This is a genomic window from Cohnella sp. WQ 127256 (assembly GCF_024519285.1).
GTDB lineage: Bacteria > Bacillota > Bacilli > Paenibacillales > Paenibacillaceae > Cohnella.
Window position 1 is genome coordinate 116,662 of the sequence record NZ_JAMZCY010000006.1, and the last position, 25,755, is coordinate 142,416.

The 25,755-nt window shown below is 46.4% G+C and carries 21 protein-coding genes; 17 read left to right on the forward strand and 4 right to left on the reverse strand.

Annotated elements, in window-relative coordinates; all coding sequences use genetic code 11:
• Nucleotides 1-16: 16 nt before the first annotated feature.
• Nucleotides 17-904, reverse strand: coding sequence for a 4-hydroxy-tetrahydrodipicolinate synthase (dapA, locus tag M1K58_RS19020; protein WP_256760673.1), 888 nt, complete (start codon nt 902-904; stop codon nt 17-19).
• A gap of 115 nt (nt 905-1,019) precedes the next feature.
• Here dapA and M1K58_RS19025 point away from each other — a divergent pair, with 115 nt between their 5' ends.
• The 9 genes from M1K58_RS19025 to M1K58_RS19065 all read left to right on the forward strand — a co-directional run bounded on the left by M1K58_RS19025 (nt 1,020) and on the right by M1K58_RS19065 (nt 11,576).
• Nucleotides 1,020-1,928, forward strand: a complete 909-nt coding sequence (locus M1K58_RS19025; protein WP_256760674.1) for a LysR family transcriptional regulator — start codon at nt 1,020-1,022, stop codon at nt 1,926-1,928.
• Nucleotides 1,929-2,349: 421 nt separating this feature from the next.
• Nucleotides 2,350-4,248 (forward strand): serine hydrolase domain-containing protein, encoded by a 1,899-nt coding sequence (locus tag M1K58_RS19030; protein ID WP_256760458.1) that lies wholly within the window; start codon nt 2,350-2,352, stop codon nt 4,246-4,248.
• Nucleotides 4,249-4,324: 76 nt separating this feature from the next.
• Nucleotides 4,325-4,801: a GyrI-like domain-containing protein gene (locus M1K58_RS19035; protein ID WP_256760459.1), complete on the forward strand. Its 477-nt coding sequence runs from the start codon at nt 4,325-4,327 to the stop codon at nt 4,799-4,801.
• Between the two features lie 40 nt (nt 4,802-4,841).
• The gene (locus tag M1K58_RS19040) at nt 4,842-5,261 is read left to right on the forward strand and encodes a DUF1801 domain-containing protein (protein ID WP_256760460.1); all 420 of its coding nucleotides are present in this window, start codon (nt 4,842-4,844) and stop codon (nt 5,259-5,261) included.
• A gap of 504 nt (nt 5,262-5,765) precedes the next feature.
• On the forward strand, nt 5,766-6,440 hold the full coding sequence (locus M1K58_RS19045) for a hypothetical protein (RefSeq protein ID WP_256760461.1): 675 nt from the start codon (nt 5,766-5,768) through the stop codon (nt 6,438-6,440).
• A gap of 517 nt (nt 6,441-6,957) precedes the next feature.
• The gene (locus M1K58_RS19050) at nt 6,958-7,440 is read left to right on the forward strand and encodes a DUF2975 domain-containing protein (RefSeq protein ID WP_256760462.1); all 483 of its coding nucleotides are present in this window, start codon (nt 6,958-6,960) and stop codon (nt 7,438-7,440) included.
• A 10-nt stretch (nt 7,441-7,450) separates the two neighbouring features.
• Complete coding sequence (locus tag M1K58_RS19055) at nt 7,451-7,669, forward strand: helix-turn-helix domain-containing protein (RefSeq protein WP_256760463.1); 219 nt, start codon at nt 7,451-7,453, stop codon at nt 7,667-7,669.
• 13 nt (nt 7,670-7,682) lie between these two features.
• The gene (locus M1K58_RS19060) at nt 7,683-8,927 is read left to right on the forward strand and encodes a DUF4153 domain-containing protein (RefSeq protein ID WP_256760464.1); all 1,245 of its coding nucleotides are present in this window, start codon (nt 7,683-7,685) and stop codon (nt 8,925-8,927) included.
• Nucleotides 8,928-9,308: 381 nt separating this feature from the next.
• Nucleotides 9,309-11,576 (forward strand): S-layer homology domain-containing protein, encoded by a 2,268-nt coding sequence (locus M1K58_RS19065; RefSeq protein ID WP_256760465.1) that lies wholly within the window; start codon nt 9,309-9,311, stop codon nt 11,574-11,576.
• Between the two features lie 429 nt (nt 11,577-12,005).
• On the opposite strand, the gene nspC is transcribed toward M1K58_RS19065, so the two are convergent.
• Both nspC and M1K58_RS19075 read right to left on the reverse strand, forming a co-directional pair.
• The gene (gene nspC / locus M1K58_RS19070; RefSeq protein WP_256760466.1) at nt 12,006-13,133 is read right to left on the reverse strand and encodes a carboxynorspermidine decarboxylase; all 1,128 of its coding nucleotides are present in this window, start codon (nt 13,131-13,133) and stop codon (nt 12,006-12,008) included.
• Nucleotide 13,134: 1 nt separating this feature from the next.
• Entirely contained in the window at nt 13,135-14,373 is a 1,239-nt protein-coding gene (locus M1K58_RS19075) for a saccharopine dehydrogenase family protein (protein ID WP_256760467.1), read from the reverse strand.
• A gap of 721 nt (nt 14,374-15,094) precedes the next feature.
• Here M1K58_RS19075 and M1K58_RS19080 point away from each other — a divergent pair.
• The gene (locus M1K58_RS19080; protein ID WP_256760468.1) at nt 15,095-16,873 is read left to right on the forward strand and encodes a hypothetical protein; all 1,779 of its coding nucleotides are present in this window, start codon (nt 15,095-15,097) and stop codon (nt 16,871-16,873) included.
• A 141-nt stretch (nt 16,874-17,014) separates the two neighbouring features.
• Here the strand turns inward: M1K58_RS19080 and M1K58_RS19085 are convergent, their stop codons facing one another.
• Nucleotides 17,015-17,881: an AraC family transcriptional regulator gene (locus M1K58_RS19085; RefSeq protein ID WP_256760469.1), complete on the reverse strand. Its 867-nt coding sequence runs from the start codon at nt 17,879-17,881 to the stop codon at nt 17,015-17,017.
• Between the two features lie 200 nt (nt 17,882-18,081).
• Between M1K58_RS19085 and M1K58_RS19090 the strand changes: the two genes are divergently transcribed.
• The 7 genes from M1K58_RS19090 (at nt 18,082) to M1K58_RS19120 (ending at nt 25,753) form a co-directional block, all read left to right on the forward strand.
• Nucleotides 18,082-19,479: an extracellular solute-binding protein gene (locus M1K58_RS19090; RefSeq protein ID WP_256760470.1), complete on the forward strand. Its 1,398-nt coding sequence runs from the start codon at nt 18,082-18,084 to the stop codon at nt 19,477-19,479.
• 92 nt (nt 19,480-19,571) lie between these two features.
• Nucleotides 19,572-20,453, forward strand: a complete 882-nt coding sequence (locus M1K58_RS19095; RefSeq protein ID WP_256760471.1) for a carbohydrate ABC transporter permease — start codon at nt 19,572-19,574, stop codon at nt 20,451-20,453.
• Between the two features lie 27 nt (nt 20,454-20,480).
• Nucleotides 20,481-21,320, forward strand: coding sequence for a carbohydrate ABC transporter permease (locus M1K58_RS19100; RefSeq protein ID WP_256760472.1), 840 nt, complete (start codon nt 20,481-20,483; stop codon nt 21,318-21,320).
• Between the two features lie 41 nt (nt 21,321-21,361).
• The gene (locus M1K58_RS19105) at nt 21,362-22,654 is read left to right on the forward strand and encodes a 6-phospho-beta-glucosidase (protein WP_256760473.1); all 1,293 of its coding nucleotides are present in this window, start codon (nt 21,362-21,364) and stop codon (nt 22,652-22,654) included.
• A gap of 22 nt (nt 22,655-22,676) precedes the next feature.
• Entirely contained in the window at nt 22,677-23,681 is a 1,005-nt protein-coding gene (locus M1K58_RS19110; protein ID WP_256760474.1) for an N-acetylglucosamine kinase, read from the forward strand.
• 19 nt (nt 23,682-23,700) lie between these two features.
• Nucleotides 23,701-24,495 (forward strand): creatininase family protein, encoded by a 795-nt coding sequence (locus M1K58_RS19115; RefSeq protein WP_256760475.1) that lies wholly within the window; start codon nt 23,701-23,703, stop codon nt 24,493-24,495.
• A 97-nt stretch (nt 24,496-24,592) separates the two neighbouring features.
• A complete protein-coding gene (locus tag M1K58_RS19120) occupies nt 24,593-25,753 on the forward strand; it encodes a glycerate kinase family protein (protein WP_256760476.1) in 1,161 nt (386 codons plus the stop codon).
• The last annotated feature ends 2 nt before the right edge of the window (nt 25,754-25,755 follow it).

Below are 25,755 nucleotides of genomic sequence, written 5' to 3' on the forward strand. Positions count from 1 at the left end.
GAGCTTAAAAGTAGGTCTAACTAACATCCAGCACCGTCACAAGCTCCTTCCGCAACTCCTCAGAAATGGGCAGCAGCGGTAGACGAAGGGTACTCGACGCTAGAATGCCGAGACGAGAGAGCAGCCATTTGAGTGGGGTGGGGTTGGACTCCCTGAACAGCAGATCAATAAGGGGAGACAACGAATCGAAGGTGGTTGCCGCCTCGGCGGTTCGGCCTTCCTCGAACAGCCGATAGGTCTCGATGAACGCCTCCGTCTTGAGGTTGGCCGATGCCAGTATGCCTCCTGACGCGCCGTGATGAAGCATCGAGAGAAAAGTAGCATCTTCTCCGCATAAGATAGGCTTCCTGACGCCGCGCTGCATCAACATGGAGACAAGCTCGGTACCGCCGGAGCTGTCCTTCATTCCAACGACACCGCTTAGCGCTAAGATCGCCTCTGCCGTGTCCGCGCTTAGGCGTACGCCTGTGCGGATCGGAACCTCATACGCGATTACTGGCACTCCCGTCTGCGCGGCGCGGCGAAAATGTTCGATGATGCCCTCTTGAGACGGTCTGCTGTAATATGGCACGACGACAAGCGCGGCGTCCGCGCCAAGCTCTCCGACCTGTTCGGTCCGGGCAACGGTTGAACGCGTATCGTTGGTTCCGGTACCGACGATGATCGGAACGGATTTACTTTTTCTCGTCATGATCTGTTTCGTCCACCGGACAAGCTCCTGGACTTCCCCCCACGATACTGTCGGTGCTTCTCCCGTCGTTCCGTTAATGACTAGCCCCTGAATGTTATGATCCAGCAGGCCCTCTAAATAGCGGCGGTAAGACGCTTCATCCAGTGTCTCGTCCTGTGAAAACGGCGTTACAACAGGAACGAATATTCCTCGTACATGCTCTTCCCTCAACATAACTGCACCTCCGAAGTTGTGATGATAAGGTAAATGTAGCATAGTAAGCATCATCATAGTTATCTATAATAAGTGATATGCGATATCAATATTATTGATGAGGGTGCTGCGAATGCTGGATCTGATCTACTTGCAAACCTTTCGTGAAGTGGCGATGCGTCAGAGCTTTACCCGAGCGGCGCAAGAGCTAGGCTATGCGCAGTCCAGCGTGACGACGCAAATTCAAAAGCTGGAGAAGATGTACGGCGTTGAGCTATTCGAGCGGTTCGGACGTGGACTGAGGCTTACATCGGCTGGCGAGGAACTACTGAAGACAGCGGTAAAAATGCTAGATCTGTTCCAGGAATCCAAGGAAAAGCTGACTCGTCAAGGCGGGGGCACATTGATTATCGGAACTATCGATTCCGTCGCGTCTTACTATCTCCCGGCCTACATTCAACAGCTACGCCGGGATTATCCCGAGCTGGTGATCCGGTTGCAACCGGACAACGAAGAAGCCATCCTAAACAAAATCAAAGACGGCGAATATGATATAGGGCTTATTCTGGCGAACACCCCGTCTGATCCGGCGCTCGAATGGATAGCGATTCGGGAAGAGCCGTTGGTGCTCATCGCTAGTTCAGACCATCCGCTTACGGCGTTGGATAGGGTGGAACTGCCGCATTTTACGGGCATGGAATGGTTCATGAGCGAAGACAGCTGCAACTACCGCATCATGTTGGAGAAGGTACTAAGGGCGAACGACATCGTGTATCGTGTCGGCTTGGAACTCGGGAACCCGGAAGCGATCAAGCGCTGCGTCATGGCTGGCGACGGCATCGCGCTCTTACCACGCATGGCGGTGGAAGATGAGATCCGTAGAGGGGAGCTGGCGGTTCTGCCGTTCGCTCACCCCGAGATTAGGCTAGAGCTTCAACTCGTGAAGCATCCAAAAAAATGGATTTCCCATGCGCTGGCGGATTTTATGATCCGAATGCGGGGAGGCCCGGTCAAAGAAACGGCACGTCGACCTGTTAAAGGGTAATGATAATTTAATACTTACATTTCAATCGATTCCCGAGTCAATCCTTTAGCCCCGGCGATGTATTTTTCTATATTCGAAGTCAACACGGAGTCAACCCTCAGTTTCTGAAAATACTTACAACACATTGATGGGCTGGGTGTTCGCTCGCATCCTCCATATAGACATAAAGAAGGCCAGAACCCCTCGCCTGAGGATTCTGGTCTTTGCTACTTTTTCGGGACAATTATCTGGCTCAACTCTATCGACCCATTCAGCTCTTCGTAGCGAAGTCAACATTCTAATTTATAAAAGAGTCAATCAACATCGAGTCAACAGATCCTTAGCTTGCATTCTACTACCAATAAGGTGTAAATAAAGAGGGTGGAAACTTTTATTTTTTCTAGTAAATTTATGAAATAATAATCTAGGAGGGAGTCTATGAATGATGATTCTCGGAACAGGCAAGGTGCTTTGGTTACGTGTGTCTTTAATGGTTTTACTAATCGTCAGCATTTCCATAAGTTTCATTTCAACAGTACGCGCCGCTCCTAACGAATGGAAAGAGGATGAACTATCTACTTTTTTTAATGGCTTTTTCGCAGAAAAGTTAAATAAGATTCCGGGGGCCACAATCATTGCGGTGAATGGCGATGGAGTGTTGTTCTCAAAAGGCTATGGATATGCAGACAAAGGGAACAAGCTCAAAGCGGATCCCGATTCGACCAGATATCGAGTTGCCTCGATTTCCAAGTTGTTCACGGCAACGGCGATTATGCAATTGGAGGAGCAAGGCAAAGTCAAGCTGGACGAAGACATTAATCATTATCTTCCATTTCGGATTCCTAATCGCAAGAATCACCCGATTACACTTGCCAATCTGCTTACGCATACGGCAGGTTTTGATGAAACCTATCGAACATACAATTGGAATTGGCCCCCTAAGAATGCGGATTTGGGGGATTTCCAGAGCATATATAAGCCTCCTATCATAAGAGATCCGGGAACGGTCAAAAGTTATAGCAATTATGGAATGGCGCTTGCAGGATACATCGTGCAAACGCAATCCGGTGTCCCCTTCGCGCAATATATCGACGATCGCATTCTTCGTCCCCTGGAGATGGATAGTAGCAGCTTCAGTCCGACACCGGAGATCTTATCTCACTTGGCGGTTCCATATGGTGCAGATGGACAGCAGATCGGGGAAATGAACGATTGGCCGGAATACATACCTACAGGCAGTTTGTTTGCAACAGCGTCCGATATGGGGAAATTTATGATGGCGTTGTTGCAAGTAAGCAATGAGGCAGGACAGCAAATCTTACAGCCCGACACGAAAGCGAGAATGATGTCCATTCAGAGCTCATTCCATCCAATGCTAGGTGGAGTGGGATACGGTTTCCTTATCAATAAGTGGGCCGATATGGATGTCATTTGGCATGGCGGGTACATTCTAGGTTGGCAAAGTAATATGTGGATAATCCCTGGTCAAAATATTGGCGTTTTCGTCGCTGTTAATGGGGATGGCGATCCTGGTGTGACTAATGAGCTAATGTATACTTTTCTCAATCGCTTTATACCATGGACGGCACCTGCGATGGCTTCGGAGAGCGATCGTCTCTCATCCGATACTCCATCTGCGGTAGATCTAGCAGGACGATATATCATGAACCGGTATCCTTCTGAGTCCGTGAATAAGATTTCCATACTGATAGAAAATATTTGGATTACCGCTACAGCAAATGTGGATGGCTCTATTACCTTCAGCGGAATCGGCAATGAAACTTATACTTATGATAGGAACGGGCTGTGGCGAAATTCGCGGGGTGACAACCTTTTTGCTTCGTATCAAAACCGGGACGGTCTATATTTGCAGTTCTCAGGTTTGCAGGCACATGACTTTCGGCGTATCTCATGGTATGAGGACCAGCTACTCCATTGGGTTGTAATTGGCGGATTTACGCTGTTCTTCGCGCTGGGGACGTTGGTATGGATCGTTGCAAGCCTTCGAAATCGATTCAATTGGCACTCGATTCCGGGTGTAGTATGTGGAGTATTTGGTGTATTCATCGCCGGCTTCTACCGAATAAGCGTTACCATAGGCGAGCAAGCGCACGTAAGCATGATGATACTTCTAAGTCTTCCCGTCATCTCAGCAATACTCTTGATGTTCGAACTAGCGCGATGGTTATATCGATGGCGGAATCGGAAATTGCCTGCGAATCGGAGCGTAAGGGTGATCCTGGCGGGTTCGGGGCGAGTGCTTCTTATGCTGGTACAAATTATCTTTCTTTTATATTTAAACTACTGGAATTTGCTGGGTTGGTCTGGGTTAGAGTACTGAGTAAGCGGCCGAGGGCATGAAAAGCCTCGCCATTGAAAAAGGGTAATGCTCTCAGAACATTTCATAGCGTGTCGCAATGGAGAGTGGCGAAGTCAAGTTTTATGACGAATGCTTAATTTGGAGCGAAAATGCAGCCGAATTAAGTGGCAAAGGTAAAATTGGTAAGCTGTTTGAAAAATTCCACTCACCCAATATTGGGGGGCAACTGGCCGTCCATCTACTACAGCCTGGTCATTATAGCTGTTACTTTAACTATGAGCAGGGTGATGCCGGTCAATATGAAGTGTTGATAGCTGCACACGTACGGGAAGCATTGCAGGATCAACATCTCGAGTCCATTTCGACGTTCAAAGTTCCCTCTGCGAAATACGCCGTATTCGTCACAGAGCGGGGACCGATTATTGAGGTGGTACAGCGGGCTTGGGGCGATATTTGGCAATGGTCGCAACAGCCCGGTAATAAGCGGGCGTTCACAGGCGATTTTGAGTATTACGGTCCGAATATCGATCCGAATGACGGGCAAGCTGAAATATATATTGCCATTCGCCAGTAGTCGAAACTTTATATGAAAAATAAGTAAAGGAATGATCGACATGGGTGCGATTGAGAACACTAAGGTAGCAGCTGTGTTCGAACATTATCCGAACCACATTCAGAAGAAGTTGTTGTTTCTTCGCCAATTGATTCTGGATACTGCATCAGAGTTAGAAGGTATGGATCACCTTGAAGAAACACTGAAATGGGGAGAACCTAGTTACGTCACGAAACGTGGAAGTACGATTAGAATAGCCTGGAAAGAGTCAAGCCCACAACAGTATGCCATGTATTTTAACTGTAACACAACGCTTATTGGCACATTCAAGGAAGCTTTTAGTGATATATTCAACTTTGAAGGCAATCGGGCAATCGTGTTCGGTGATAACGAGGAAATATCAGTAGATGAATTAAAACAATGTATTTCATTATCTCTCACTTACCATTCTCGAAAACATCTTCCAATGCTTGGCTTATGATAAAGATAAACAAGAAGCGCCCTAATTGAAAGCTCCCCAGAACATAAACGGTAGCTGGAGCGATTGGATTAGAGTCGTACCGGGCGCGTCATACTAAAAAGCGAAGAACCGCGTAATATCGAGGGCACTGAAGAACTAGAGATTTTCTGAGTAATGACAATGAAAGAACGAAAAGACGACTCCGAATTCCATTTGGTGGAGCAAGAGTCGTCTTTTCTACGATTGAATTGCTTTTTCGGATCGTTTTCTGCCTACATAAGTTTCAATATTCGCTTAAGATTGACGGTGAATACGGCCATGGCACATTGTAATTCCATTCCTAATAAACCCGTGGAAGACGCGACTTGGCTTAAATGATAATGATCAGCCAAGCCCCGTCGTCTACGGGATTCTTAAGTATATACAATAAATGGAAGTTGTTACTAAAGGACTATTGTAGTCGGAATACTCAGAAGTTATACTTTTTGTAAATGACTATCACCATAGATTGGGGCATGAGGAAAATTGAAGAAAAAAACATTTGCAGCCGTAATAAGCTTGTCAATGCTAGCGAGCATGGGAACCGGAGCGTTTGCGGCAACTAAGCTGAAAGAGATTAAAGCGTATCTCAATCCGGAAATAAAAGTTCAGGTTGACGGTACATATGTTGATTTGCGTGATGTTAAAGGCAACGCAATCGCACCTATTGTTTATGAAGGCGCTAACTACTTTTCAATACGTGCAATTTCCGATGCGCTTGATGTTGCTGTTGATTTTGATGGGCCTACTCAAACGATCATACTAGGCGAGAAAGTGGACGGGGTGTCCATTGCGAAAGGTTTCGACGATATGTATCATACCAAGGATCCTGCGCAAACAACCTACAAAGGTAAAGACTATAAAGAAGCATATTTCAATACCGGTTCAGGTAATCGCGAAGCCAGCTTCATGCTGTACCCGAAAAAAGAGCATCAAACGTTATACTTGCAAATCGCTGCTGTAGGCGGAGATATTACCAATCTAACCGTTAAAGACAGCGATAACAACTCGATTTTGAAAACCGTTGAGTCGATAAAGCCCGAAGATGGCTTAGTCACGGTTGAAGTCGGAATCGGCGGCGTTAAAGAGCTTTATATTTACGGTGACGCAAAGAAGGACACATCCGTATTCGTTCCGCTGACTACTTCTCACTACAAGTAAATCCAATTCGATAGATAGTCAAAGAGAATCCGATCGCTACGGGTCACGAAGAGAAGGAGTAAACAACGTAGCAGTATGTAATCCGAAGTACAACGCTCATATGGCGATGTACTTCTTTGCGTTGTGCTTGTTTCTTGGCAAATGATAAAGGAACACAAGACCCTGCTTAAAACCGTCCCCGAAATATTACCGTCAGCATAGGTTCTGAGTCAACACGGGGTCAACACTCCGCTCCTGAAAATACTTACGCGAAGCATTGAATCGAGCATGTGCTCGTATGCCTGTGCACACTAAGAGCCGGTATGCCCCTCTTTCGAGGTGCTACCGGCCAATTTTGCGTATGACTAATTCATTTCTCGCCCCCCCAAGTCTGATTTATGTCTTAGCCAGAAAACCTAATTTTAGTATCAGCATTAATAACGACAAAAATATATCTATTAACATCATAAATTTATTGTAAAACGATATATATATATGTTAAGATGAAGCTAATTCATTACAAGTGAGGGGCTTTCTTATGAAACGAGGAACAACATTCTTTTTGAAAGCAGTTATCATGCTGATTGGAATTGCAGTTCTTGCTGTGTGCATCTTTTTGGTGCCTGAGATCGCGAATTACGCAGCGGAATTGTATCCGGATAGAACGTATTTGAAATCTCTCCTGTACATCGATTTGTATGCATCGGCGGTTCCTTTTTACGTCGCTCTGTATCAAGCGCTTCAACTTTTAAGCTACATCGACAAGAACAAAGCGTTCTCGGAATTATCCGTGTGGGCTTTAAAGAATATCAAAAACTGCGCGATCGCAATCAGCGTTTTGTATGCGTTAGGCATGCCGCTCTTCTATTTCGTGGCGGACAAAGACGATGCCCCGGGGATCATTGTAATCGGAATGGTTATCATATTTGCCTCCTTGGTCATTGCCGTGTTTGCCGCCGTTCTTCAGATGCTTCTAAAAGAGGCTATTGATATCAAATCAGAAAATGACTTAACGGTCTGAGGTGAATAGTATGGCGATCATAATCAATATTGATGTGATGTTGGCTAAACGGAAGATGAGCGTAACGGAACTTTCGGAGCGGGTCGGAATTACGATGGCCAACCTTTCCATATTGAAAAACGGAAAGGCAAAAGCGGTTCGATTATCTACTTTAGAGGCGATATGCAAGCATTTGGAATGTCAGCCGGGAGATATTTTGGAATATAAAAGCGACGAAACCCAAGCCTAGGGGAGGCATAACGATGGACAATAACAATCTCATTACAGAGAACATGGATAATCCCCATGAGCTGGAGAGAATGTTTAGAAATGAACCCGAAGTGTTCAAAAAATCATTCTCCTACGCATGGGAACAAAACCCCGATTCGCAGATTCTTGCTGTTTGGCAGGAAAGACTGCATTTCAAGCAGACGGAAAATACGGAAAAGAGTTCTTCGCTCTGGAGAAACTTCTTATTCATGGGCATTTTAGCAATCCTGGCCGGGATTAGCACGAGGCTCCTTTTTCATTTTACCGAACAGGAAGTAATCGCTCCTATTAACCTTGTTTTTGGCATTCTTCCCTTTATGGCTATTTATTTTGTATACAATAACCCCTCCAATAGAAACGTGATTTACACCCTCTCATCGTTATTCCTGATCTCCGGAGTTTATCTGAATGTGCTTCCGCTAGAGAATAAAGACAGTATGATCATGGCCTATCTTCACCTTCCCATTTTCTTATGGGTAGTCATGGGTCTAGCATTTACTGGGAATCAATACAGCAGAAGTGGCGCAAGATTAGCCTATCTTAAGTTTAACGGGGAATTTATCATCCTTTACGCCTGCATGGCCATAAGCGGAATGGTGCTAACCTTAATAACCATGCAGTTATTCAGATTCATCGGTACGGACATAACGGAATTCTATTTTAGAAACGTCGTATTATTCGGTGCTGCCGCTCTGTCAATCGTAGCTGCATATCTGGTGACAAGGGACATTAAGCTCGCTAAAAATATAGCCCCATATATCGCGAGAATTTTCAGTCCGCTTGTTCTGGCAACCTTGTTGGTCTACTTTATAGCCGTAATTTGGATCGGCAAAAATCCATTCTTGGATCGCGATTTCCTATTGGTTTTCAACGGAGTGCTCCTTAGTGTATTGGCCGTCACCATCTTCTCCATTACCGAACGAGGTACAGACGAGAAAATGAACGTTTCCGATTATATCAATTTTGCCCTCATCGCCCTTGCTCTTATCATTGACGGTATAGCTTTATCGGCCATCGTGTTCAGGCTTTCTTCTTATGGGATTACGCCCAACAGACTTGCTGTCTTAGGTGTGAACCTACTGATCTTTGCCAATCTCCTTTGGATTAACCTTTCCTATGTGCGTTTTCTAGGAAACAAAACCGGACCGTTAGCCATTCAAGATGCCGTTACGAAGTTTTTGCCGATCTACGGACTGTGGGCTGCTTTCGTTACCTTTATATTTCCTTTGTTTTTTTAATAGAAAGACTCTCGGGACCGGCAATAGAGACGTGGCATGGGATTGTAACGGGGTAGGATAGGGTCTAGGATGGAATAAATGAGACTCGATTAGCGTGGTTAAGAGCTAATGCGGGTTTTCTTTTTGTTGTGGACTCATAGGGAGAGTCTGGTTATGACGATGATTATGAACTTGCTTCATGCGAAGAATATCAAATATCAGAATGTGATACAGGAGACCTTTAGTCATAGGGTCTCCTTTTTTATAAGATGCCGTTACGAAGGTTTTGCCTCTCTACGGACAAAATCCATTAAGTTTTCATTAAGATTTCTCGATTAATAATGATGTTAGGATGAGAGTTGGACTTTAATTAATTTGGACGACAAAAAAAGGAGACTCCCAATGTTATTTACTATTAATCGTACAAAATGGTTGACTGTTGCGCTCGTTTCGTTACTGTTTCTAACTATCTGCTCGCCTTTTAGTGTGGCGACCGAATCCCCGCAGCCGCAAGTAAGCCAGGCGGGATCTGCTACTTCTGTCCAACCGATTAACCAGCAACGCTACTCGGATGTACCAGATACAGCATGGTACGCAGAGGCGGTTAACACTTGGATTATGCTAGGAATTCTTAAACCGAAGCAAGGAGATAAACTAAGCCCCCAAGTTGTTATGACACGCGGCGATTTTGCTAAGTTTCTTGCGATCTCACTAGAGCTGTCGCCTTCCAAAAGCGCCTCAAAGTTTAAGGATATGCCTGTTGGCGGCGAATTAACAGGTTATGTTGTTGCCCTCCATGATGCGGGGCTGGCGAAAGGTTACACAGACGGCACGTTCCGTCCGAACTTAAAGATTACAAGGGCTGAAGTGGCGAGCTTGATCGTCACGGCCAAGAAGCTGAAGCCAGAACCGCAAGTCGGTAGCGGATTCCGTGATGTTCCGCAGAAAAGCTGGTATGCTGGCGCAGTAGGCGCCTTGACGAAAGCGGGTATTGCGAACGGGAAAACGAAGACTAGCTTCGCTCCAAACGCAAACATTGTGCTGGCTGAAGGGATATCTCTACTTTATCGCTCCTTCTTCACTCCGTCTATCATTCAAGACATTGGCAGTGACGGCACAATTAAGATCGATGGTCAGACCTATCGCGCGGGCGCATCGGTACAAGGCATTTTTCAACCGTCGAACAAAGCGGCTTTGCACAAAGCGGCGATTCAGTTCACCTCTGCAGGGGATACGATAAAGTCTGTTGAAGGGCTGATTATTGGATACAAAGACGCCTTAAAAGGAATGGCTGCACCTATCATATTTGATGCCAAAGGCAACACCGTCAACGGAACCGTAATGGTGAGCTCCAATCAGGTCGCGGTGGCTCACTTGGAAGTTAAAGGGGATTTAAATTTGACCCCGGCAGTTGAGTCGGATTTCTTTGCCTTCAATGTGCTCGTTCAAGGCAAAACGGTATTCCTGAAAGATAACGGTCGTCCGAAATCACAGATCACAAATATATGGTTCAAGCATAGCGATCTCGGCGAAATCTATTTGTTTAACAGTGCTTTATTGAAAAAGGTTGATGTCAGTGTGGACAAGACGTCTAAGTCAAGCTCCAAGTCAGAGGGAGAAGTCCGCACCTTGGGAGTAAGTGACTTAAGCATAATCCAAAACCTTTATGTCGGATACTTTAACCGCCCCGAAGACTCCGTTGGCCTTCAATTTTGGCAAGGCGCCATTAATGATAAAACTAAAATTGCTACGGGATCCGGCGGTTTCTTGGGCTTTTCTTCGCAAGCAGATGGAGGAGTATTTGGCAGCGATACATTCTCGGCTATATTTGGGGGACAAGATGGAGGAGTATTTGGCAGCCAAACATTCTCGAATATATTTGGGAGACAGCCAGATGCTTCGGGAGGTATTGCGTTTTTTACTGGAGTTTTTGGCGAAGGCACTGGTACAAACAACGGTACAAACTCTGGAGTCTTTGGCAATTCGGCTAATGGTGTTGCGAGCGGCTTGCGACTTGCTGTTGAAAACATACACGCCACGGTTACGGCGGCGGCGAATACCGAACTCAGCGCCGATACGCCCTCTACGATTAATACCCTCACCCTTCAGCCTGGCGTTAGTATGCAATATTTAAGTCCAACGCCAATCGGTTCCCTAGTCATCGGTAGTTCGGATATGGCTGACCATACGCCAGTCGGCATTACCTCCTTCACAGGTTCAGTGAACATAGGGCAGGCGGCCGTATTTGGCGGCAATGCCGGACAAGTTAATTTGAATGTACAGGGAACGATCGGAAGTCTTCAGATAACTGGAAATAATCAACAGATTATTCTGGGAGACTCCACTTCTATCACTAATTTGACCGTTCCATCGGGAGTAAATCCTGCATCGATTTTCGAAAATGACGATGACCTTTCTAAAGTGAAGGCTGTCAACGGGAAATCAACGGCACCAACACCAAGTCCGAGCCCGAGCCCAAGCCCAAGCCCGAGCCCGAGCCCGAGCCCGAGCCCGAGCCCAAGCCCGAGCCCGAGCCCGAGCCCGAGCCCGAGCCCGAGTCCGAGTCCGAGCCCAAGCCCAAGCCCAAGCCCAGAACCGAGTCCGACCCAGGACCCTGGTCCGAACAACCCTGGTCCGAACAACCCCGGTCCGAACAACCCTGGCATTTAATTTGATTATTATTGTCGTAAACGGCAAGTCCGCACAGATGATCTCCTCAAGCCTAGTGTTACGAATATCGTAGACACATCTTTGATCATTGAGGGGAATCTGGTCGTGACGGGAGAAGAGTAAAGGCGAAGAGGTTGCGATGGATGCGCGCTAGAGGGCTGCGATAGGTTGCAGCCCTCTTTGGCATTCTCGTTCAATAGCTTGCAAAATCACCACTAATAATCTCGTGATACTGTTGTGAGATTTTATTCGAATATGGATTTTCAGAACTTTTACAACATATTGAATGCCGAATTGCTATCCTCTTTTGAATACATTAGATCGTAGACATTTTGTTAAATAAGGAAAGCTAGTATTAGAGCAGAAATAGACGGCTAACCAAAAAGCCTTAACCCTTCTTATGAGCAGGGTTAAGGCTTTGGTTATTTATTAAGCTAGTCTCGTCTTAAAATCCTGATAGCCGAACTCGCGAACGATACGGCAATTACCGTCCTTCTCCTGCACGGCGATGGCCGGCAGCGGCATGCCGTTGAAGGTGTTGGTTTTCACCATGGAGTAGATCGCCATATCTTCAAACACTAATCTGTCGCCATTCTTTAAGGGCTGGTCGAAGGAATAGTCTCCGATTACATCGCCCGTAAGGCAGGTTGGACCGCCAAGCCGATAGGTGTATGGCTTCTCACCGGCTTCGCCCGAACCTATAAGCGGCGGACGATACGGCATTTCCAGAACATCCGGCATATGACAGGTAGCCGACGTGTCCACGATAGCAATCTCCATGCCGTTCCTATGGATATCCAGTACGGAGGTGACCATATAGCCCGCATTTAGCGCAATGGCTTCTCCCGGTTCAAGGTAAACTTCCAAGCCGTATTTATCCTGCATTCGCTGAATGCAAGCTTCGAGCCTCGGGATATCATAGTCATCTCTTGTGATATGGTGACCACCACCGAAATTGATCCATTCCATTTGCGTCAACCAAGGCCCGAATTTTTCTTCAACCGCATTCAACGTTGTCTCCAAATCGTTCGAGTTCTGCTGGCAAAGGGTATGGAAGTGCAATCCCGAGACGCCTTCAAGTAGCTCCTGACGGACTTCCTCCTGTTTTACGCCAAATCTTGATCCAGGCGAACACGGATCATAGATCTCATGTCCCTCTTGCGTTGAGCATTCGGGATTAATGCGAAGGCCTACTTTTCTGTCAGCTGCAAGAGCCTTCGTTTTATACTTTTCCAGCTGGGAGAAGGAATTGAATATCATATGGTCGCAAATAGATATAATTTCGTCGATTTCATCTTCACGATAGGCAGGGGCAAAGACGTGATTTTCTTTGCCCATTTCCTCGTGACCAAGCCGCGCCTCATATAAACCGCTCGCAGTGGTGCCGTTTAAGTATTTTCCGATGAGGGGATACATGGTGGTCATGGAAAAAGCTTTTTGCGCTAGAATAATCTTAGCTCCTGTACGCTGCATGACTCCATTCAAAATGTTGAGGTTTTTTTCAATGAGTGCTTCATCGACTACGAAACAGGGGGTAGGCAATTCCTCGAACCTCATATTAGCGCACGAGCTCCGGTTTTTTAGCTTCTTCAGGTAGTGCGTCAACAAGCACCGGATTAAAGTCTTCTACCCACGGAAGTCCCCATTTGTTCAACTCTTCCATGAATGGATCTGGATCAAACTCTTCGATATTAAATACGCCAGGCTTATTCCATTTGCCAGTCATGACCATCGCCGCGCCGATCATGGCAGGTACGCCAGTTGTGTAGGAGATGGCCTGAGAGCCCACTTCCTTATAGCACTCTTGGTGGTCACAAATATTGTAGACATAGTAAGTCTTGTCTTGGCCATCTTTCTTCCCTTTGAAAATGCAGCCGATGTTCGTCTTGCCCACTGTACGTGGTCCGAGGGACGCCGGGTCTGGGAGAATGGCCTTCAGGAATTGAAGCGGAATGATTTGTTTTCCTTCGTATTCGATCGGTTCGATGGAAGTCATTCCTACGTTTTCAAGCGCCTTTAAGTGCATGAGATAGCTTGGACCGAAAGTCATGAAGAAACGGATGCGTTTCAGTCCAGGCATGTTCTGTACAAGGGATTCGAGCTCTTCATGGTAAAGCAGATACATGTCCTTGTCACCGACTTCAGCGAAGTTATAACCGCGTTTGATTTCCATCGGTTTCGTTTCGATCCATTCCCCGTTTTCCCAGTAGCGTCCGTTAGCGGATACTTCACGGATGTTGATTTCTGGGTTGAAGTTAGTTGCGAAAGGATAGCCGTGATCCCCGCCGTTGCAATCCAGAATGTCGATATATTCGATTTCGTCAAAATAGTGTTTCAGCGCATAGGCGGAAAATACGCCAGTTACACCTGGGTCGAAACCGCTGCCCAAGAGAGCTGTGATCCCGGCTTTTTCAAAGCGTTCGCGGTAATCCCATTGCCATTTGTATTCGAATTTCGCCGTATCTTCCGGCTCATAGTTTGCCGTATCCATATAGTTCGTTTTGGTGGCCAGGCAAGCATCCATGATCGTTAGATCCTGGTAAGGCAGAGCCAAGTTCATGACGATATCTGGTTTGACTTCATTAATTAGAGCGATCAGCTCATCTACGTTGTCTGCATCGACCTGCGCGGTCGTGATTTTGGTTTTTCCGCCATCCAATTTCGCTTTCAGTGCATCACATTTGGATTTCGTACGGCTAGCGATACAGATTTCTTCGAAAACCTCGCTGTTTTGAACGCATTTATGAATTGCTACTGATGCTACGCCACCGGCGCCAATGACAAGTGCTTTTCCCATTTTTCAATCTCCTAACTCATTTAGATTTTTTTCCGAAATGTAAAAACGGCAACAAAAAAGCAAGTGAAACACGCTGCATGCGCATCACACTTGCTCTGATATAGTCAAATAATTAGATAGTCCCAATAAGTATGACTGGACAAACCTCTTGCGTGTTCGTCAGTCAGCCATAAAACGCATAGTTTCATGGAAAGGACCTTAATATTCAAATATATCATGTTAGGATCAGAGTCTATATAGCAAATAATTACTTTTACCACTCTTATTGACCGTTTCACAAGTTGTGTGCATATGCACTGGTTGTAAAGTAACCAACTTATAAAATTTGAGCTTTTAACTCAATCAATAAAGCAACGAAAGTTGCCAATCGGCATTTGACCCGGCTGTCCGTATGGCCTTAACTTCCTAATGGAAGTGGTCAAAGATTATCTGCTTGGAAAGATCCTAGATATTTCAAATATTAGCTTTCCAAAAATCATACTCCTTCATAGTAGCAGGATAGGGATTATTGAGCAAGAAAAATTTTTGAAGAGGGTCTAATATGCTCGGATAATGCCGAAATGGCGGAGTGGTCCAGTTAGTATTTAGCCCTCGCTAGATTGAATTTGTATCGAAATGGTCAACAAAAGCACATAAAAGGTCACATAAAACACAGATTGAGTTGCACCTATCGCTTATGCTGAGAAAGGAAGCCAACTTATATGGAATAGGGTGTGGAAGAATGATGGCAATAAGCATGAACAGGTTACTGATGAAATGGTCTGTGGGAATGATCGTAATAGTCATGGTACTGTTAGCCGGCAATACTCCGCAAGCGATGGCAACGGATCCTCACGCGAATGCTGCTCTCGATTGGCTTGAGAAGCAACTCGCCCCCGTTCCATACCCCGTCTCTATTGCCTTTGACTCATCTTACGGAAGCTCTTACGTAGGTAATGTATCGGGAACTGTATCTGTTAGCTCCCTACCCAGCGGCTATACGACGCGCACTCTTCCGCATATCGAAACACTAGCAACTTATCCACTAGGATATTCAGGAACGGTATCGGGAACCTGGGGAGGTGGCTTGGGTACTCTCTCCGATTATAAGGCATTTGTCTTCGATTACACGGACATCGGATATTTCAAGAAATCGGTGAACCTTAATCCGGACGGAACGTGGTCGGCAGGTTCGGTTACCTTCTTGGGCACTCCCATGGTCGCACTCATCAAGAATGGTACGATATTCGTGACAGAGGCCAATCAACCGGTTACACAGGTTGTCGACGGATATGAAGTCTGGGTGTATTCCGTTAACGGAACTCCTGCGCTTCAGACAAGAGTCCCTGTGAAGACGAATGGTACATTCGAGACTCACGCTTTTCCTTCATTTGATGGTACTAATTTTCTAGGATGGTGGCCGGCTGTTCTGGCAGGGGACAAGTTTGCTCGTGTTGTTCATACCTCCAACGAGAAGATGATGGGAACGACCGAAGAACATCGGCTAGACTTAATTAGGTCCTATTATGTTCCATTGGATGACCCCTTCTATAATTTAGAGATCGACCGACGTAGTTGGATTTACGATGATGCATTAGCGATTATTGCGTTCACTGCAGCTGGGGATCAGACTCGTGCCTCCGCTATACTCGATACGCTTAAGAGCCTGCAGAATACAGATGGATCTCTCTACTTGTCCTATGATGTATACGCGGGTTTTCAATCAGATACGACGGTCAGAAGCGGGTCACTCGCATGGGTTGGCTATGCGGAGACTGTATATGAGAATGCGTTCTCGGATAATACGTACCGGGATTTAGCAGTCAATGCCGCGAATTATTTGTTGACGATGAAGAACACGACTACTGGTAGTATCAAAGGCGGTCCGGACGTATCGTGGTACTCAACGGAGCATAACATTGACAGCTACTTCTTCTTTAGAGATCTCGCTATTCTTACAGGCAGTACGACGTATTCGAATGCCGCTACCGATGTTAAGGATGCGTTATTGAATTACCATTGGAATACATCGGAGAACCGATTTAACCAAGGGATCGGCGATACGGAGAAAGCGCTGGATGCTGGCTCTTGGGGGGCGCTATTCCTACAGGCGATTGGACGGAGTGATCTGGATGCCTATACTGCCTCTTATCTGTCGAACTTCGCGGTGAGCGGATCTTCGATGGTGTTAAGCAGCGGTTCCACGGATTATAACATGAGCTATCAAACGACAGCGGCATTGTCTGGTTATAAGCCATACGATGCTGTTGGAGCACCAAGTATCGTATGGACGGAAGGAACGTGGGGAGTTATCACGTATTTCATGCGATCAGGTACCAGCACGACGGGACTCGTCAATTCCATGAAGGCGATGCATGATGCGGACCCCAAGGGTGGTCTTGTCTATTCTAATCAAGCGTATATCCCCTACCCTTACGAATACCACGTATGGCCAGCCGTAGCAGCATCTGCATGGGAATATATCACGCTGACAGATTCAAATCTTGTCTTTGCTCCCTGAAAGAATAGCATAAACGGAAAGAGAGTCCGGCAGTAGGCGGGCTCTCTTTTGGCTTTCTAGAATTGTTAACATTTGAGGGTGAAGCAGGACTTCATCCTCTTTTTATTTTCTGGTTTATAAGAGTTACATCCCAAACTTATGTTATAACTTCCGCTGAACTTGGGTGGAGTTGCGCAAATATTTGGACGGAGAGAGACCGACAATTTTCTTGAAGAGCTTAATGAAATTAGAGTAATCGTTAAACCCAGTAAGGTAACAAACCTCCGTCGTTTGGTGGCCTTGCGAAAGTAATTCCTTCGCTTTAATAATGCGTTTCATCATAATGAATTTGTGTATGCCTAGACCGGTTTCAGACTTGAAAAGCCGACTTAAATAATAGCGGTTGATAAAGAAAATCCGCTCGAGTGCCTCTAGGGTAAGCTCGGCGTCCAGGTGCGTTTCAATATACCCAATTACAGGGACAAGCTTGACTGAGATCGTAACGGATGGGGGTGAGGGATTGGGGCTGCTCATCTCAAAGTACTCGTTGATAAACACGAGTAACTCGATCAAATAGGATTGGGAAAGGACTTTGGCAGACGAGGATTCCTCGATCGCGTACTTCTCCCAACGGTCGAATAGTCCCATGATAATTTCTAGCTGCTGAGGTGTGAGTCTCAAATGGTTATGCTCGCCGTTCGCGCGGTTCAGGAAGCATCTGAGAAGATTATAATTGCTTGGACTAAAGCGAGTCGGTATGTTCGGGTCAAAAAAAACGAGTATCCGTTCGTACTCCTCGGTATTCGCGGTCGCTACTCGTTTATGGATTTCTTTGTGATTAATAACGACTAGATCACCTGAGGTAAGCTTGTAAACCTGTTTACCAATGAAGTAACTGGTCTCTCCTTTAAGCAACAGGTAAATCTCGAAATAATCGTGCAGATGAAATTCCCAAGTTGGATTCTGGTGGATGCTCGTCCGGTCATAGAAGATCTCTACATTGGGGGTCGTGTTCTTCATGTTAGCCATAGAGGATGTCCTTTCACGCCGATTTGGATATAAGCCTACGGGATCAATGAGTATCCGTCAATTGTTTTTCGACAATTTTTGCAATATCAAGAAAAACATAAAAACGGTCAAATTAAACAAAGAAATTGGTTATTTTATATCCGTATAATGAAGCAGTAAACAAGAGGACACATACGAAAAGGGAGGAATACAAACTGCTTATGAAGACAAAGGTCGTAAGGGCGTTTACCATGTTGGCAGTAGTGGCAGTATTCGTAAGTATTTTATCGGCATGTGGATCGAACAAAGGAAATAACGAAGCTTCACCATCGACTAGTGCAAGCCCAAGCTCAAGCTCATCGGTCACTCCTGAGGATACCGGCAAAAAGCTGGAAGGCGAGATTGAGGTTGCAGCATTTGCTGGCGGATTCGGGACGGCTTATTGGGAAGAAATCGTTAAAAAATTTGAAGCAACGTATCCTGGTACTAAAGTAAATCTGTTGACTAGTCCTAAACTGAGCGACATTCTTCAACCGCGTTTCGTAGCGGGTGACTATCCAGACATCGTTGCGAATACGAATAACGGCAAAATGGATGTTCGAATTCTCATGCGTGAAGGCCAACTAGCTGATCTATCCGATGTTGTGAACTCCGACACGTTGGACGGACAAGGCACACTGAAGGACATTCTGAATCCAGAGGTTCTCAATTATCCTACGATCAATGTTGACGGTAAAATTGCCGCGTTGCCACTTAACGTTACCTACCAAGGAATTTATTATAATGCGACGATTATGAAGGAAAATGGTTGGAGCGTACCTACGACGTGGGATGAGTTCTTCAAGCTTGGCGAAACCTTCAAAGCAAAATACGCTGATTCGAAAGCATTCTGGACCTATCAAGGAATGTATCCCGATTACATGCACATTAACTTCTACGGAGCACTTGCCGCATACTGCGGAGCGGATGGTTATGAAGCAATCAAAACTGCTCAAGACGGTGCCATCGAGAAGCCTTGCGTAGTCCAAGCGCTACAAACGATAGAGAACCTGGCAAAAAATGACCTCGTTATGAAGAACATTCTCGACAAAACTGAGGTTCAAGCACAGACCGATTTCCTTCTAGGAAAATCCCTATTCATTCCATGGGGAACTTGGGCGGAGAGCGAAATGAAAGACGTACTTCCGACATTACCTAATAAATTTGAATTCGGCTTCATGCCGATGCCGGCTGCCGAAGCGGGCGGACCGAGATACGTAATTGGTGACTATGAGCTTATGTACATGCCGGCAAAAGCCAAAAATCCTGAATTAGCTAAAGAATTTCTAAGATTCTGCTTAACGCAAGAAAACATCAAGTTTTACTCTGAGAAGACAACCGCGATTAAACCGGTCAAAGGTGCGGTTGAACTTGTAGGCTCGTTAATTCCGCAATCGGTTCAGAACACAATCGATGTCATCGAGCAAACTGGTGCAACGCTCATAAGCGATCGTCTCGATGCCAAGATGAACGGTGCTCTCGGCGAAGCATGGACAGGATTTACGGAAATTATGCTCAAGAAGAAGACATCCGAGGAAGTTCAAGCAGCGATTGCCAAGAAATTTAATTCGACCAAATAACAGATTATAGAAGGGCTGTAAGGGAGCTAAGCTTGAAGTAGTTCCCTTACAACCGTCTTGAGTCGTTATTCAGTTGGTAAGGGGATGACCTAATGCTTAAAAAACACGAACTCGTCTTCATCCTCAGCTTCCTAACGCCGACGCTGGCCCTATTCGGAATATTTACGCTCTATCCTTACTTCAATGGGCTGAAGATGAGTTTCTATGAATGGTCGGGCTTCAGTGATGTTACCACGTTCGTTGGATTGGATAATTTCAAGAGAATGCTTGACGACGATATTATTCCGATGACGCTGAAGCACAATTTGTATATTATGCTGGCTGTTCCGATCTTTTCTTTTATTTTCGCATTATTTAATGCGGTTGCAATCTCGCAATTCAAGCTCAAGGAATCGAAATGGTATCGCGCGCTGCTCTTCGTACCGTATGTATTGCCGGTAACGATTACTGCGATTCTTTGGCAGAACATGCTCGGCGGAGATTATGGACTTGTGACCTCCATTCTCGGATGGTTTGGTATTCATTTAGATTATCCACTTCTAGGTAATCCCGATACCGCTTTATGGGCACTGTGCGTTCCTATGATCTGGTCAGTCGTCGGCTTCTATATGGTTCTCTACTTGACTGCGATTAACAATATCGATGAATCTCTCATGGAAGCTGCTTCAATTGATGGAGCTAGTCAATGGGATAAGGTTAGATATATAACGATTCCGCTTATCTGGGAGACAATCCGAGTTACCTTGGTACTGTTCATTCTAGGGGCATTCAACTACTCATTCGCACTTCCTTGGATTATGACAGACGGTGGACCGGCCCGCTCGACGGAATTTATCGCAACCTATATGTACCGCGTAGCTCAGAACGACCACGAATACGGATACGCTACAGCAATAGGGGTTTTTATCTTCATCATTGCGACGGGACTTTCCTTGCTTAGCCAGATTCTTACCCGCAAAAGCAAACTAGACTAGCCACGACGAAAGGAAGGAGGGGTAGAAGTGGGGAGCGCAAACCATTTTTTGGGAAGATGGATAGTTAGGCTGATTCTTGCGGTACAGGCTGTAGCTGTTGTTTATCCGTTGCTGTGGACGATTTATAGTTCGTTTAAGACGAGAACTGATTTTTACCGTAATCCTTGGCTACTGCCGTCACGAATTGAGTTTTCGAACTATTACAACGCGCTTATCAAGTCTAAGTTTTTTGAGAGCTTCTTTAATAGTATTTATGTATCGGTATTGTCCGTAGCGCTGATTATTATTTTATCTTCTACGACTGCATTTATTTTAACGAGATACAAATTTTTCGGAGCTTCCTTCATTCATAAAATAATGATGCTGTCGCTCTTCTTGCCATCGGTTTTCGCGCTTATTCCGACGTTCCTGCTCATGATGGAATTGAATCTATTGAATAAGCTTAGCGGTCTCGTGCTCGTCTATGCTGCGGGTGGTCTCCCGATGTCGATCTTCATCTTAGCTGGATTCTTCAAGCATCTGGACACTAGCTTTGAAGAGTCAGCATTATTGGACGGAAGCAGTGCGACAAACACATATTGGAAAATCATCTTTCCGATCGCGATGCCTGGCATAGTGGTAATTGGGATATTGAATATTATAAGCGTATGGAACGAGTATCCACTCGCCATGGCAATATTAAGCTCCCCTGAGAAGAAGACGGTCGCCGTTAACATCGTAGACTTGTCGACCATTCAACGTTTCGCGACGGACTGGGGCGCGTTGTTCGCCGGTTTAGTTATTGCCATGCTTCCTGTACTAATCATTTACTTTATATTTCAGAACAAGCTCATTGCGGGTCTAACAGCCGGAGCGACCAAAGGATAAGCATTTGGCGATATCAAACAACATGGATAGGAGTGATCCCTATGGCTGGTCTCAAAATAGCCGTAATCGGCGCTGGTAGCTCATACACGCCGGAGTTAATTGGCGGCTTCATCAAAAGAAAAGACGAGCTTCAAGTTGAGAAGCTCTATCTAATGGACATTAATCTTTCCAAGCTCGAAACGGTAGGTAACTTCGCTAAGAAGCTGCTTGAGAAGGGCGGAATCAAATGCGAGGTCGTCCTCACAACGGATATCGTCGCTGCTGTACGCGATGTCTCCTTCGTTCTAACCCAAATTCGGGTAGGGCAGCTTGAAGCCCGTATCAACGATGAGAAAATCCCTCTAAAATATGATCTCATTGGCCAAGAAACGGTCGGTATCGGTGGGTTCATGAAAGCGATGCGTACGATTCCTGTTATGAAGAACATCTCCGATGTCGTAAAGGCATATGCGAAGCCAGGTGCTTGGATTGTTAACTTTACGAATCCGGCGGGATTGGTGACCGAGGCTTTGCTAAATTACACATCCACGAATGCAATCGGCTTATGCAACTGTCCGTTCTCAATGTCGAAGGACTCGTTGAGTCGCGTGCCGGAGGGTACCAAGGATGTCTTCATTGAATACGTCGGGTTAAACCATCTTGCGTGGATAACTTCGATCTATGCAGATGGTGTAGAGATTCTTCAGAAGCAGTTGTCTGGCCAATACGATTTTACCCGGATGAAGAACATTCCAATTATCGATTATGACGATGTCCTTATTCGTAGTGCGTGTGGTGTCCCGAACAATTACCTGACTTATTATTATTACCCGGAGCGACATTTGCAGAAAGAAAAGCTTGAAGAGAAAACACGCGGAGAGGTATGCCGTGATATCGAGAACGAGCTTATGGATATGTATGCAGATCCGAACCGAGTAGATATTCCAGAGCTACTCAGTCAACGCGGTGGCGGCAACTATTCAGAAGTGGCCCTCTCGGTCGTCAGTGCCATCGTCAATGATAAGAATGAGCGCCATATTGTCAATGTTCGGAACGAGGGTGCTCTTGATTTCATGGCGGATGATGATGTCATCGAGATTAATTGCCTTGTGGGGGCGCATGGTGCTAAAGCGATCGCGGTTCCTAACTTTGCGAACGAGCACATCAAGAGCTTGATGAGAACCGTGAAATCATATGAAAAATATGCAGTCAAAGCAGGCCTATATGGTGATTACGAAGCTGCAATTAATGCACTGATGATGAATCCGCTTGTTGGAGATTTCACGAAAGCCAAAGGGGCTCTTGATGAGATGCTGGAAGTGAACAAAATCTATTTGCCACAATTTTTTAAATAAATGATTGAGAGAAGGTTGGAAAGTGGGGAACTACGTCATCGGAGTGGATTGTGGAAACAGCAAAACCCACTATGTATTATCCGATTTGCACGGACGTCCGTTACAATTTATCCAAGGCGGTACGTCTAGTCACGAGTGTTTCCCGGATGGGTATGAGGGAACACGTCGAGAATTAACACTTCAAATCCAGTCCCTGTTATCGCAAGCAGGGCTTACGTTCGACGACATTGCCTTTGCCATATTCGGTATGGCGGGTATTGATATTGAGGAGCAGAAGACGAGCATCGAGAGGATCATTTCTGATATTGGAATTCAGCGCTTCAAGGCTTGTAATGATGGATTTTTGGGAATAAAAGCGGGAAGCGTCAACGGCTTCGGGATTTGTAGCATTAACGGCGCGGGCACAATCTGTGCCGCAATGGATCCCGAGGGTAACGAGCTTCAGGTTGGTGGCGTAGGAAGCGTGTTCGGGGATGTAGCAGGCGGCGCCCAGCTGGGGGCTGACGTTATTCGCGCGGTTTACGAGCAGCACTATCGGATGGGGAATGAAACGGCACTTACCGGTTTATTGTTTGAAAAGCTGGGTATCGATAAGCCCTCAGCGCTTGTGTCTGCTGTGTATGCTCAAGTGAACAAAGGTCCCATTCGAATGGATAGCTTGTCCCGTCTTGCTTTCATTGCCGCGGAAGCGGGAGACGAGACTGCCCTCTCTCTCCTAAGGGCTAACGGCAATTCAGCAGCGCGTTCTGTCGCAGGAGCGCTACGTAATTTGCGGTTTCCGGTGGACGAGCCAGTCGATATCATCTTAGCGGGCTCCCTCTATATCAAGGGTCGGCATTCGGAAATGCTGAATGCGTTCACGACTTACGTTGATGGACATGCGGACGGACGGACGGTTCGATATATGCTGCTTCAGGAGCCTCCGGTTATGGGCGCGATTCTATGGGCACTCGAACTGGCCGGGGCAAAACTGACGGTTGACGAGAAAGCGGATTTGGGAAGACAATTGAAATCACTGGTAAGTTAACTTAAAGGAGAGATGGCTTATGCAATGGGAACAGCTAACGTCCACAGGGTTTGCGGAAGCGGTTAAGGAGACGGGAGTATGCATTCTTCCGCTCGGCGTTCTTGAGAAGCATAGCGAGCATTTGCCACTCGGCACGGATTTTCTGAATGCACATGGGATATCCGTCTTGGCAGCGGAGAAGGAGCCGGCTGTCGTGTTTCCCCCTTTTTACTTCGGACAGATTTATGAAGCCCGCTGTTTCCCTGGAACGTTCACGATCAAACCGACATTGCTGCTTGAGCTATTTCAGAGTGTATTTGATGAGATCGGTCGTAATGGCTTCAAGAAAATTATTCTCTATAACACGCACGGTGGAAACTGGCATTTTCTCCAATTCCTAAACCAGTGCAGCCTATGGGAAGAGAAAAGCTATCAAGTGTACTTGTATGTAGAGCGATTGAGCGAGGAAATCAAAGCTCTAACCGGTATGGACCAAGGACATGCGGACGAATGGGAGACAACGTTATCTCATGGAATAAGCCCTAATCTTACCCAATGGGACAAAGTTCCGAAGGAGCCCGCGCTCCCACTTGGCAGGCTTAGCCATATTCCCAACGCAGGAACAGGAATTCATTGGTATGCAGAATATCCGGATCATTATGCTGGCGACGCGCGTAAAGCGTCGGCTGAACTCTCAAAACCGCTTGTCGATTTGCATGTAAGTCATTTCGCGAGCTTCATCAGTGCTGTGAAGAAAGACGAGGCTGTGGCAGGTTTAAACGCGGAGTTCTTCGGTCTGGTTCGTGAAGTGTCTGGCGGTCAGAGTAAGAGTTAAGAGTTATGCACATGAAATCGCCCGCAATAGTCGGTTCTCCCGGCGATGGCGGGCGATTTGCGTAAGCTGAAATTGGTAAATAAAAGGAGGCGCAGTTATGCGGGTTATTGCAGCACCTGATTCCTTTAAAGGCTCAGCATCAGCGGATGAGCTATGTGCAAGCATCTCACGGGGAGTGAAGCGGGTGTACCCCGATGCTATCATCGACATGCACCCCCTCGCAGACGGTGGAGAAGGAACGGCTGAGCTACTGGTTCGATCGACACGTGGAACATGGAGGGAAGTTACAGTTTCCGATCCGCTAGGGCGGAAGATTCAAGCCGCCTACGGTGTGCTCGGAGATGGCAAGACGGCTGTCATCGAGATGGCGAGAGCGAGCGGACTTCCTCTCCTGAAGGACGAGGAGCGAAATCCGCTAGTCACATCGAGTCGAGGGACGGGTGAACTGATACGGGATGCGTTAGACAGGGGATTCCGAAGATTTATTATCTGTCTTGGCGGAAGTGCCACAAATGATGGAGGCATGGGACTTCTGCGCGCACTCGGGTTGGAATTCTATGGGGCGAATGGAAGGGAATTAGCGGAGGGCGGAGGCTCGCTTCTTGAATTGGTTCGTTTTGATGAGTCGGGACTGGATGCACGTCTTAGGGAATGTACCTTCAGTACGGCGGGAGATGTCGCGAATCCGATGGTTGGTCCCGATGGTGCTTCTGTGATCTTCGGGCCACAGAAGGGTGCTGATGAAGTGGCGGTTGTCCGCTTAGACGAAGGTTTAAATAAACTTGCAGACTGTATACTTGCGCAGAAAGGGTTGGAAGTAAGGGGGATGGCAGGTGGGGGAGCAGCGGGTGGGATGGGCGCTTCATTAGCTGTATTCCTGCACTCCGATATCCAACCAGGAATTGAGCTTGTTCTGCAAGCAACCGGCTTTGAGGCTACCTTGAAAAGGGCTGACTTTGTGGTTACCGGAGAAGGCAGACTGGATGAGCAGACCTTATCGGGTAAGACGATATCCGGTGTCTGCCGTTTCGCTCGTAAGCATGGGGTACCTGTATTGGGAATTTGCGGAGGCAAGGAATTAACGGGAAAAGAGCTTGATGAGCTGGGTCTTACAGCGGCATTCTCTGTCGTGCAGAATCCTTGCTCCTTGCAAGAGGCATTCTCTCGGACTTCAGAATGGGTGGAAGAGACGACTATGCAGCTGTTTCGCCTAGTTCGGGCAACGGGCTTCACATCTCGCAACCAAGAGGGGGGTTAATC